8 protein-coding genes are annotated in these 11,876 nt (G+C 74.5%); 6 read left to right on the top strand and 2 right to left on the bottom strand.

Translation table 11 applies throughout. The annotated features are described in order from the left end of the window. A partial coding sequence (locus FM076_RS01680; RefSeq protein WP_173868174.1) for an NAD(P)/FAD-dependent oxidoreductase occupies nt 1-1,265 on the bottom strand: 1,265 nt, incomplete at its 3' end. Next, on the bottom strand, nt 1,262-2,545 hold the full coding sequence (locus FM076_RS01675) for a substrate-binding domain-containing protein (protein ID WP_173868173.1): 1,284 nt from the start codon (nt 2,543-2,545) through the stop codon (nt 1,262-1,264). The genes FM076_RS01680 and FM076_RS01675, both read right to left, overlap by 4 nt. 177 nt (nt 2,546-2,722) lie before the next feature. On the opposite strand from FM076_RS01675, the gene FM076_RS01670 reads away from it, so the two are divergent. The 6 genes from FM076_RS01670 to FM076_RS01645 all read left to right on the top strand — a co-directional run. Next, nucleotides 2,723-3,766, top strand: a complete 1,044-nt coding sequence (locus FM076_RS01670) for an SIS domain-containing protein (RefSeq protein WP_173868172.1) — start codon at nt 2,723-2,725, stop codon at nt 3,764-3,766. After that, nucleotides 3,766-4,710 carry a PfkB family carbohydrate kinase gene (locus FM076_RS01665; RefSeq protein WP_173868171.1) on the top strand — a complete coding sequence of 315 codons (945 nt, stop codon included), beginning with the start codon at nt 3,766-3,768 and terminating at the stop codon, nt 4,708-4,710. The genes FM076_RS01670 and FM076_RS01665 overlap by 1 nt, the downstream gene beginning before the upstream one ends. A gap of 7 nt (nt 4,711-4,717) precedes the next feature. Beyond that, entirely contained in the window at nt 4,718-6,778 is a 2,061-nt protein-coding gene (locus FM076_RS01660; RefSeq protein ID WP_173868170.1) for a hydantoinase/oxoprolinase family protein, read from the top strand. 139 nt (nt 6,779-6,917) lie between these two features. Beyond that, a complete protein-coding gene (locus FM076_RS01655; RefSeq protein ID WP_173868169.1) occupies nt 6,918-8,642 on the top strand; it encodes a hydantoinase B/oxoprolinase family protein in 1,725 nt (574 codons plus the stop codon). A 193-nt stretch (nt 8,643-8,835) separates the two neighbouring features. Further along, on the top strand, nt 8,836-10,293 hold the full coding sequence (locus FM076_RS01650; protein ID WP_173868168.1) for an MFS transporter: 1,458 nt from the start codon (nt 8,836-8,838) through the stop codon (nt 10,291-10,293). Continuing rightward, nucleotides 10,290-11,876, top strand: a 1,587-nt coding sequence (locus FM076_RS01645) for a gamma-glutamyltransferase (RefSeq protein WP_173868167.1), incomplete at its 3' end; no start/stop codon positions are given. The genes FM076_RS01650 and FM076_RS01645, both read left to right, overlap by 4 nt.

The following is an 11,876-nucleotide window of genomic DNA, read 5'->3' as shown; positions in this document are numbered from 1 at the left end:
CGGCCGCCACCAGTTCGGCCAGCCCGGCGGCCAGGGTGACGCCGCTGTGGGTGACCCATCACATAGAGGCCGCCGGCGGAGCCAGTGCGCCTGTCTCCGGTACCGGCCCCGTTCCCGTCCCCGGCCGCCGCTCCCGGCGCGCGAGCGGCGGCGTCCGGGACGGGTACCGGCCCGATGACGGGGTGCCCGTCCAGCGGCAACGGCCTCACGCACACCCGGCGTTCGAGCACCCGGGCCCCGGCCAGGCCGGGAACCAGCGCGCGGGCCCGGGCCAGCAGCGTGTCCGCCCAGCGGTCGGCCTCCTCGGCGGGGGTGTGCAGGTCGACACGCACATCGCCGGCCTCCAGGTGCACGGTGGCGCCGCCGTCCTCGTCGTGCGGGCGCAGATGGACGCGCGGGGTGTGCACCACCCGGGTCAGCGGTGTCGCCACCGGTCCCACCCGTGCGACGAGGCCCGGCGCCGGTGAACCGGCCGTCGTGGGGTCCACGATCGGTACCGGGGCCCCGGCCAGAGCCGTCACTTCGGGCGTCCAGCGGCCCGCGCAGCACACCACCGCGTCCGCCCGGAGAGTGCCCCCGTCCGCGGTGCGGAGAAGCCAGCCGCCCCCTCGGCGGCCGGAGCCGGCGCCCTCGCCCTCCGTGGTCCCGTCGCCGGGGGCCTCGCGTTCCAGGCCGACGACGTGACCCGCGGGGCCGGTGCGGATGCCGGTACCAGCGTCCCGCAGCCGGTCGAGCAGCGTGGCGATGAGCCGCTCGGTGAGTACATAACCCTCGTCCGGGAACCAGGCGACCTGGGACACGTCCGCCGGCAGCCGCAGCGCCGGTTCGAGCGCGGAGATCCGTTCCGGGGCGACCAGTTCGGCCGCGTAGCCCCACTGCCGCAGCCGCTGGACGCGCTCGGCCAGCCGGCCGCCCTCCGCGGGGTCGTCCGGGTCGGCGGGCGCCGGGTCCGCCCAGCGCATGTTGCCCACCGGGCGGTACCACTCCGCGCCGCCCGCCTCCTCGGCCAGCCGCGCCCAGGCGCGCAACGATGCGGTACGCAGTTCGTGGTAGCCGCGGTCGGGCACGCCGTTGGAGTTGAGCCACGCCAGGCTCCAGCGGGAGGTGCCGTGTCCGGGCTCGGCGCGGTCCAGCAGGGTGACGGCGGGTGCGGCTGCGGGGCCGGTTCCCGCGCCGGGGCGTGCCGTGTGCCGCGTCAGCCGGTGGGCGAGGGCGGTGCCGAGCACGCCCGCGCCGATGACGGCGATGTGGCCGGGACGGTTCATGCGCTGTCCTCCTCGTCCTCTCCGGAGGGCGAACCGGGGGCCCGCCGGTTGCTCATGGTCCCGGACGGTTCCGCCGCGAGCGGCGTGGGTCCGGAAGGCCGCGGTGCGGGGCCGGTCGAGTCGCGGGTGATCAGCCGGCCGCGCAGCACGACGCGTTCCCCGGCCGGGAGGTCCACCGCCTCGCGCCCGTTCCCGGCGGCTTCGGCCGCGCCGGTGTCCGTGCGGTCGCCGTCGCCCGGCTCCGCGCTCGCTGTTCCCGCGCGGCTGCGGGCCCGCTCGGCCATGCGCTCCAGCAGCTTGCGCCCGGCGGCGGCGCCCAGTTCGCGGCGGGGCTGGCGGACGACGGTGAGGCGGGGGCGGACCAGCGTCGTCCAGTCCTGGTCGTCGAAGCCGACCAGGGAGATCTCGTCGGGGCAGACGCGGCCGCTGTCCTGGAGGGCGGCCACGGCGCCGGAGGAGAGCACGTTGTCGGTGCAGAACAGCGCCGTCACGTCGGGGTTCCGGCGCAGCAGCCGCCGCACGGCGCGCTCGGCGGCGTCCCGGTCGTAGGGCGAGTGGACGACGAGTGCCGGGTCGGGGTCGATCCCGGCGCGGCGCAGCGCGGCGAGGTAGCCGACCAGGCGTGCGGCGCTGGGGCGTTCGTCGTCGCCGTCGCGTACGGGCGCGTCGCGCAGCCGGTCCAGATCACGCGCCGCCTCGCTGACGACGGCGATCCTGCGGTGTCCGAGCCGCGTCAGATGGGCGACGGCGCTGCGGGCGCAGGCGGTGTTGTTGATGGTCACCTGGTCGACCTGGGGGAGCGCCGCGAGGGGGCGGTCGAGCAGCACCGTGGGCAGCCCGGCCTCGGCCATGGTGCGCAGGCGTTCGGCGGTGCCGGGGCCCTGCGGGGCGATGACGAGCCCGTCGACGCGCTTCTCCCACATGACCGTCAGGGCGCGCTGTTCGGCGGCCGGGTCGGAGTCGGTGTTGGCGAGCAGGATCTCGTACCCGGCGGCGCGCACGACATCGGTGACCGCGCGGACCGCGCTGGCGAAGAAGGAGTTGCCGATGTCGGTGACGATCACGCCGACGGTCTCCGTGGAGCCGTGGATGAGGCTGCGTGCCAGGCCGTTGGGCCGGTAGCCGAGGCGCTGCGCGGCCTCCTCCACTTTGGTGCGGGAGGCCGCGCTGGCCTGGCCGTAGCCGCCGAGCACGCGGCCCGCTGTCGCGGTGGAGACACCGGCGGCCCGGGCGACCTCGACGATGCTGGGCGGTCCGCCCCGCCGCTGACTGTTGCGCACCCGTGTTCTCCCCATCCGGCCGTCTGCCCGGTCGCGGTGGCCGGCCGGGAATTCTCCCCGCCGGTCGTCCGCGACCTCTTGACGTCAGTCTAACTGCGCTGAGAAGGTTCTCAGCACTTCGACTGAGAACCTTCTCAGTCGGGCTTCTCATCGTGCCGCAAGGAGAGAACCACCCGTATGCCCGCCTCCGTCGTCACCGTCGACCCCGTCCCGCTCGCAGCCGACCTCACCCCGACCCTCGAACACACCGTCGCGCAGGCCGGGGCCGCCCGGGAACTCGCCGCCCGCGTCGTCGAACGCGGCCTGCGCACCGTCTACTTCATCGGCTGCGGCGGCTCCTACTACTCCACGTTCCCCGCCCAGGACCTCATGGAGCGGCACTCCCACGCACCGGCCTCCTACCGCATGACGGCCGGCGAGATGATCCACCGCGACCTGGCCGGACTCGACGAGAGCGCGCTCGTCGTCGCCTCCTCGCACTCCGGGGCCACCCCCGAGACGCTGGAGGCCGTCCGGCTGGCCAGGAAGGCCGGGGCCACCGTCGCCGGGATCGCCCGGTCAGCGCCCGGGCAGGGCTCCCCGCTGGCCGACGAGGCCGATGCGCTCTTCGACTACCCCAGCGATGTCACCGTCACCGAGCCGAAGGCCATCCACTTCACCCAGCTCGCGCTCGCCGTGCTGGAGGCGTCCGGCGCGCTGCCCGACCCCGAGGAGGCATGGCGGGCCGTCGCCGCCGTCCCGCGGGCGCTCACGGCGGCCAAGCAGGAGGTGGCACCGCTCGGCCGGAAGGTCGGCGCCCAGTGGCGCGACGCCCGCCTGGTGTACGTGCTGGGGGCCGGACCCAACTTCGGCGCCGCCAACGCGCTGGCCGCCTGCTACCTCCAGGAGATGAACTGGCTGCACGCCTCGGCGGTGAACGCCGGTGACTTCTTCCACGGGCCCTTCGAGATCGTCGGCCAGCACCCGGTGCTCGTCCTCAACGGCGAGGACGAGACCCGCGCGATGGGGGAGCGGGCGGTCGCCTTCGCCGAGCGGTACTACGACACCTGGGCCGTGCTGGACTCCAAGGAGTTCACCCTGCCCGGGGTGCCCGAGGCGCAGCGCGGGCTGATCAGTCCGCTCGCCGTGGCGAGCGCCTCCCGCCGGCTGCTGGACTTCTGCGCCGCCGAGCGCGGCCACAACACGGCGCAGCGCCGGTACATGTACCGGGTGGCGTACTGATGCCCGAGCCCGCACCGTCCGGCCGCCCGGCGCGGCACGGCGACCGGCCCCGGCTGCTCGGCATCGGGGACAACGTGGTCGACCGCTATCCCGACCTGGGGCTGATGTTCCCCGGCGGCAATGCCGTCAACGTCGCGGTGCACGCCCGCCGCGCGGGGGCCGACGCCGCCTACTGGGGCGTGACCGGCAACGACCCGGCCGGCGCGCTGGTGCGCCGGGCGCTGGCCGCCGAGGACGTGGACACCGGGCGGGTGCGCACCGCGGACGGGCCCAACGCCTGGGCGGAGATCGGACTGGTCGGAGGGGACCGCGTCTTCAAGGGGTCCGATGACGGCGTGTCCGTCTTCTCGCTCGACGAACAGGAACTGGAGGCACTGGCCGGCTGGGACGTGGTCCACACCGCCTACAGCGGCTCCCTGGTGGCGCAGGTCCCCCGGATCGCGGCCCGGACCCGGGTCTCCTTCGACTTCTCGCACCACTGGCACGAGCCCTGGGCCGCCCCGCTGCTGCCGCATCTCTTCCTCGCCGTGTTCTCCGCGTCACAGATGGATCCGGACGCGGCGGACAGACTGCTGGGCGAAGCGGTACGGCAGGGCGCGCGCTGGGCCCTCGCCACCCGGGGGAGCGCCGGTGCCGTGCTGACCGACGGCGGCTCCTGGTGGCGGCAGCCGGCCGTCGCCACCGCGGCCGTCGACACGCTCGGCGCCGGGGACGCCTTCACCGGGACGCTGCTGGCCGCGCTGGCGGCCGGCGGCGGTCCCCGGCAGGGGCTGGCCCGGGCAGCCGAGGCGGCCGCACGGGCCTGCACGGCCCACGGCGGGTTCGGGCACGCCGCCCCGCTGCCCGCCGAAGGACCCGGCGGGCCGGCGGAAGCGGTCGAGCCGTCGCGGGCAGCGGCGGGAGAAGGGCCGCGCTCGCAGCGGCCGCACGGCAAGGACAGGTAGGAACGGCATGACTCTGCGCATCGGTGTCGACACCGGCGGCACCTTCACCGACGTCGTCGCCTTCGACGAGGAGACCGGCGCCCTGCACGTACGGAAGGTCTCCAGCACTCCCGAGGATCCCGGACTGGCCATCGTCGAGGGGCTGGAGCGGATCCTGGAGCAGATCGGCGGCCGGTCGCCCGCCGACGTCGGGTACTTCGCCCACGGCACCACCGTGGGCACCAACGCCCTGCTCACCCACCGCGGCGCCCGCACCGGCGTCATCACCACCCGCGGCTTCCGCGACCTGCTGGAACTCGGCCGTGGCCGGCGCCCCCGGCTCTACGACCTCCAGGCCGACAAGCCCGCCCCGTTCGCGCCGCGCGACCTGCGGCTGGAGGTCACCGAGCGGGTACGGCACGACGGCAGCATCGAGACACCGCTGGACGAGGACGAGGCCCGGGCCGCGGCACGCACCCTGCGCGAGGCCGGGGTGGAGGCCGTCGCCGTCTGCCTGCTGTACAGCTTCCTGCGGCCCGAGCACGAGCAGCGCATCGGTGAGATCCTCGCCGAGGAGCTGCCCGGGGCCCACATCTCGCTCTCCAGCCGGGTGCTGCCGGAGTTCCGCGAGTACGAGCGGCTCTCCACGGTCGTCACCAACGCCTACGTGGGCCCGGTCGTCGCCGAGTACCTGGCCAAGCTGCGGCAGCGGCTCGCCGAGCGGGGGCTGAAGGCGGTGCCGCACGTGACCCAGTCCAACGGCGGCATCATCCCGTTCGAGGCCGCCGAGGAGCTGCCGGTGCGCATGGTGCTCTCCGGGCCCAGCACCGGCGTGGTCGGCGCCGCCGGGATCTGCGCCGCGGCCGGCCACCCGGACATCATCACCTTCGACATGGGCGGCACCTCCTCGGACGTCTCCCTCGTCCAGGGCGGGGTGCCCAAGGTGACCACCGGCATGGAACTGGACGGGCGGCCGGTCCGTACGCCGATGCTGGACATCCACACCGTCGGCGCCGGCGGCGGCTCGCTGGCCCGGGTTGATGCGGGCGGGCACCTGAAGGTCGGGCCGGCCAGCGCGGGAGCCGACCCGGGCCCCGCCTGCTACGGCAAGGGCAGCGAGGCGACCGTCACCGACGCCGACGTGGTGCTGCACACCCTCAACCCCGCCTACCTGCTCGACGGCCGGATGCCGGTGGACGAGCAGGCGTCCCGCGCCGCGGTGGGCCGGATCGCCGAACGTGTCGGGCTCGGCGTGGAGGAGACCGCCCACGGCATCCTGCGCGTCGTCACCGCCAACATGGCGCGCGCCATCCGCGTCATCTCGGTGCAGCGCGGCTACGACCCGCGCGACTACACACTGGTCCCGTTCGGCGGCGCGGGCCCGCTGCACGCCTCCCAGCTCGCCAGGGAGCTGGGCATCCGCACCGTCCTGGTGCCGCCCACCCCGGGCGCCCAGTCGGCGCTGGGTCTGCTGATGACGGACGTGCGCGCGGACTTCTCGCGCACCCGCATCCAGCGGGTGGACGGCGAACGCGCCGAAACGGCGGCCCGGCTCGGCGCGCTCTACGCGGAGCTGGAGGAGGAGGCGGGCGCCTGGTTCGACGCCGAACGGATCCCGGAGGCGGACCGCGGCCTGGAGCGCACGGCCGAACTGCGCTACGCGGGCCAGAACTACGAGATCCCGGTGCCGGTCCCCGCGGGCACGCTGGACGCCGCCGCGCTGGCCACCCTCCTGGAGGACTTCGCCGCCGAGCACCGCAGGCTGTACGGGTACGACGCGCCCGGGGAGCCCGTGGAGGCCGTCACGGTGCGGCTCCAGGCGGTCGGCGCGGTGCCGCAGGCGCGGCTGCCGCGGCAGGAGGCGGCGGGCGAGGACGCCTCGGCGGCGCTCGCCGGCACCCGCGAGATGCACCTCGCCGACCAGGGCTTCGTGCCCGTCCCGGTCTACCGGCGTGACGCCCTGCGCCCGGGCAACCGGGTGGCCGGGCCCGCGGTGGTCGAGCAGATGGACACCACGACGGTGCTGCTGCCCGGAGACGCCCTCACCGTGGACGCCCACTCCAACCTCGTCATCACGGTGGGCGGTTGACCCGCAGCGCCCGGGCCCGGCCGTCCTCCGGCCGGACCCGGGAGGCGCACCGGAACCCCGCACCGGTCTCCGCCAGTCCCCGTCCGCCGCACCCTGGCACCTCCCCGCCCCCTCCGCACCCGCCGCACAAGGAAAGCCGATGAACGACACCCCCGCCACACCGCCCGCGTCCGACCCCGTCCTGGTCGAGGTCATGGGAGCGGCCCTGTCCTCACTCGTGGAGGAGATGGGCGAGACCCTGGTCCGCGCCGCCTACTCCAGCAACATCAAGGAACGCCGGGACTGCACCGCCGGGCTGTTCGACGCCGAGGGGCACATGCTGGCCCAGGCGGAACAGGCCTCGCCGATCCACCTCGGCTCCCTCATCGGCGTCGTCGCGGCGGTGCTGGAACGCTTCCCCCGCGAGGACATCCGCCCCGGTGACACCTTCCTGAGCAACGACCCCTACTCGGGCGGCGGCTCGCACCTGCCCGACATGGTGCTGGTCACCCCCGTCTTCGCGGACGGCCGCCTCACCGCCTGGGCGGCGAACCTCGCCCACCACGCGGACTTCGGTGACCGCGGCCACGCCCACATCTTCCAGGAGGGCATCCGCATCCCGCCGGTGCGCTTCGCCCGCGACGGGGAGATCGTCGACGACGTCTTCCAGCTGGTGCTCACCAACTGCCAGGTGCCGGCCGAGCGGCGCGCCGACTTCCGCGCCCAGCTCGCCGCCAACCGCCTCGCGGTGACCCGCTACGGCGAGCTGGTGGAGCGCTACGGACGGGAGACGATGCTCGCCACGGCGGCGGCCCTGCTCGACTACACCGAACGCCGCACCCGCGCCGCCATCGCCGAAGTCCCCGACGGCACCTATGAGTTCAACGACCGCTTCGACTGCCCCGAGCTGGCGGACACCGAGCTGGAGCTGCGGGTGCGGATCACCGTGGCCGGGGAGGAGCTGCACTTCGACTTCACCGGCAACCCCGGGCAGGTGCGCGCCTCCGTCAACATGGTCCGCACCGCGCTGTACGCCACCGTCTACTACGCGGTCAAGACCCTCGTCGACCCGGACATCCCCTCCAACGCCGGCCTGCACCGCCCCATCCGGATCGACGCGCCGCTCGGCACCATCGTCAACTGCCGGGAACCCGCCGCCGTCAACGGCCGGACCGAGACCTGCCAGCGGGTCGTCGACCTGGTGCACGGCGCCCTCGCCCCGGCCGTCCCGGAGCGGGTCACGGCCGCCGCCAACGGCGCCAACACGGGCGTGCACTTCTCCGGCTACGACCATGCCAGGGGCCGCTACTTCGTCTACCTGGAGACCATCGGCGGCGGCTCCGGCGCCCGCGCCGGCAAGGACGGCCTCGACGGCGTGCAGGTGCACGTCACCAACACCTCCAATCTGCCCGTCGAGGCGCTGGAGACCGAATACCCGCTGGTCGTCGAGGCGTACGAGCTGGTGCCGGACTCCGGAGGGCCCGGCCGCACCCGCGGTGGCATGGGCATCCGCCGCACGGTCCGGGTCGAGGCGAGCGCCCCCGGTGCGGACACGGGAGCCGGCGGCTCGGACACCGAGGAGGAGGGCGTGCAGTTCTGGCTGGACACCAGCCGCCTCAGGTCCCGCCCCTGGGGCCTGTTCGGCGGGCTGCCCGGCAGCTCGGCCCGCGTCGAACTGAGCGAGGGCGCCCGGCCGGTGGTGGGCGGCCACACCGTGCTGCGGCCCGGGGACCGGGTCAGCGTCGTCACGGCGGGCGCGGGCGGCTACGGCGACCCGGCCGAGCGCGACCCCGCACGGATCGAGCGGGACCTGCGCGAGGGCGTCGCCACCCCCGACGAGGCCCGCCGCGCCTACGGCCCCCGCGCCACGGGGACGGACGGCTGACGCCGACCCGGCCAAGCCCGCGTCACCGCGTCACCGCGTCACCGCGCCACCGCCCACCGGGCCGAGCCGCCGCGCACCCGCAGCCACGCCCCCCCGCAGCCGCATCCCGCGGCGGCCCGCCCGCACGGACTCCGAACACGCAACAGCCACGCACGCACAACCGGTACGGAAACAGAAGAAGAGGAGGTGTGCGATGACGGACACCCCCGCACCACCGGCTCCGCCGCCCGCCCACCGCGACGCGGCGGGAACCGGCCCGGCCACGGGAACGGACACCAGGAAGCCCCCGCACGAGGACGCCCACTCCGACGGCACCGCACCGCCCTGGCGCCGGGTGCTGTGGGCGGCCATGCTCGGCAACGCCGTCGAGTGGTACGACAACGCCCTCTACGGCATCCTCGCCGTGGTCATGTCGCGCACCTTCTTCCCCGAGGGCGACGCGACCGTGGCACTGATCTCCACCTATCTGGGCCTGATCCTCTCCTACGCGATCCGGCCCATCGGCGGCACCCTGATGGGGCGGGTGGCCGACCTGAAGGGGCACAAGTTCGTGCTCACGGTCACCATCTCCCTGATGTCCGTGGGCACCGTGGCGATCGGCCTGCTGCCCGCCTACTCGGCCATCGGCATCGCCGCGCCCCTGCTGCTGGCGCTCTGCCGGCTCGTGCAGGGCCTCGGAGCAAGTGCCGAGTACACGGTGGCCACCAACTTCCTGCTGGAGCACGGGCCGCGGCACCGGCGCAACTATCTGTCGGGCTGGAGCGTCGGCTCCACCTCGCTCGGCCCGCTGATCGCCTCGGTGCTCGCCTACCTGCTGATCGTCACGCTGCCGGGCGAGAGCTTCGACGCGTGGGGATGGCGCCTGCTGTTCCTGCTGGCCGCGCCGCTGTCGCTGGTCACTCTCTACATCCGCCGGCACACCACCGAGGCGCCCGAGTACCGCAAGGCGCTGGAGGAAGCCCGCGCCGGCGCCACCGAACAGGCCCCGTTCACCGAGGCGGTGCGCGGCCACTGGCGGGACATGCTGCGGGCCATCGGCCTCGGCGCCGGCCAGCGCGTCGGCTCGTTCATGATCCAGAGCTACTTCGTCACCGCGCTGGTACGCAGCGGCTTCGGTGAGGACCGGGCGCTGCTGGCCGCGATCCTGACCTATGTGGTGGGCGCCCCGGCGGCCGTCTGGGGCGGCCGGTGCGCCGACCGGTACGGCGGGCGGCGGCTGCTGGTGTGGGGCTACGGCGTCTTCGTGCTGTTCACCGTGCCGACGTTCTTCGCCATCGAGTCCGGTTCCTTCGCGCTGGCCTTCGTCGCCGTCGTCGTCTTCACCGTCCTCAACAACATCGTGGGCGCGCCGCTGACCACGGCCTACGTGATGAGCTTCCCGCCGCACGTGCGGGGCACGGCCGCCGCGCTCAACTACAACCTCGGCACCACACTGCTGGGCGGCACCGCGCCGCTGCTGGCCACCTGGCTGGTCGATATCACCGGTACCGAGGTGTCCTTCGGCTGGTACATGGCGGTCGTCTGCCTGGTCTCCGCCCTGGTCGCCGCGTTCGCACTGCCGAAATCCATCGACGAGGCCCGTGAGGTCCGCGAGGCGGCCGGCAGCCCGGCCGCCTCGCGGCACCCGTCCACCGGTACGGAGGAGAAGTGAGCACCCGCGCCCCTGTCCCGTCCGGCGGCCAGGACCCGGTACCGGCCGCCCGCTACGGCCCCAAACCGCCGGTGCGGGGCGGCGAAGGACTCGTCGTCACCTCGCACCCGCTGGCGACCCGCGCCGCACGCGACGTCCTGCGGGAGGGCGGCAACGCGACCGACGCGGCACTCGCTGCGGCAGCCACCCAGCTGATCGTCGAACCGCACATGACCTCGCTGACCGGCGGCCTGAGCCTGCTGCACCGGGAGGCGGCCACCGGCGCCGTCCACTATCTGAACGGCAACGTCAACGCGCCCCTCGCACCGCTGCCCGACTTCTCCGGCGCCGACCTCACCCGGGGACGCGGTGTCCCCGTTCCCGGCTGGTGGCCCGCCTTCGAGGAGGCCCGGCGGCGCTTCGGCACGCTCGGCCGGGCCCGGCTGCTGGCCCCCGCGCTCACCGCCGCCACCGAGGGCTTCGAGGTCAACCCCTTCCTGTACGGCATCGCCTACGGCGAGCAGGCCCACCTCGGCGCCTCGGCGCAGATGCGCGAGGTCTTCTTCGCCGAGGGCCACCTGGCCGTCCCCGGCCAGACCGTCACGCAGCCGCGCGCCGCCCGCACCCTGGAGCGGCTGCGCGACGAGGGCATGGACTACTACCTGGGCGACTTCGCCCGCGCGGTCGCCGCCACCGCCCGTGCGGACGGCGGAGTCCTGCACGAGAGGGACTTCGCCGCCTACCGGGTCCGCGTCCAGGAACCGGTGCGCGGCACCTACCGCGGCGCCGAGATCGTCGCCTCCCCGCCGCCGGACGACGGCGGTGTCCAGCTCATCTCCGCGCTGAACATGCTGGAGACCGCCGACCTGCCGCGCATGGGGCCGCCCGCCGAGGACCCGGAGACACTGCGGCTGCTCATCCAGGCACACAACACCGCCTACTACGCGCCCCCGCTGCGGTACGGCCTGGAGGAGGACCGCGAGCGCCTGGAACTGCTGCTGTCCAAGGAGTACGCCCGCACCCGCACGGCACTGCTGGCCACCGCGTCCACCGGCACGGCGGCGACGGCCACGCCCACGCCCGGCACCATCCACATCAGCGTCGTCGACGCGGCCGGGAACACCGTCTCGCTCACGCACTCCCACATGTGCTCCGGCTTCGTCAACGGACTCTTCGCCGAGGGCTTCCAGCTCTCCGGCGGCGGCTCCTTCTTCCAGCGGGTGATGCCGCTGCCCGGCGAGCGAGCCTGCGTCTACCTCGCGCCCAACCTGGTCCTGCGCGACGGCCGTCCGGTGCTGGTCTCGGGGTCGCCCTCGGTCTCGCTGGTCGCCAACGTGCTCCAGAACCTCGTCAACATCCTCGACTTCGGCATGACCATCGAGCAGTCGGTGCGCGCACCGCGCTTCGGCGCCCGCCCGCACAGCCCGGACCGCGGCTGGCAGCCCGGCAACCTGCTGGAGGCCGGCTTCGGTGAACCCGTGCTCGAACAGGTGCGGGCGTGGGCGGACCGGGAACGCCTGTGGACCCGGGTCGTCAACCCGTGGAACGCGCTCACCGGCAACTTCGAGGGCATCACGGTCGACCCGGCCACCGGCGAGGCCCAC

The organism is Streptomyces albus subsp. chlorinus (assembly GCF_013302895.1).
Taxonomy (GTDB): Bacteria; Actinomycetota; Actinomycetes; order Streptomycetales; family Streptomycetaceae; genus Streptomyces; species Streptomyces chlorinus.
This window is presented reverse-complemented; position numbering and strand designations above follow the sequence as displayed.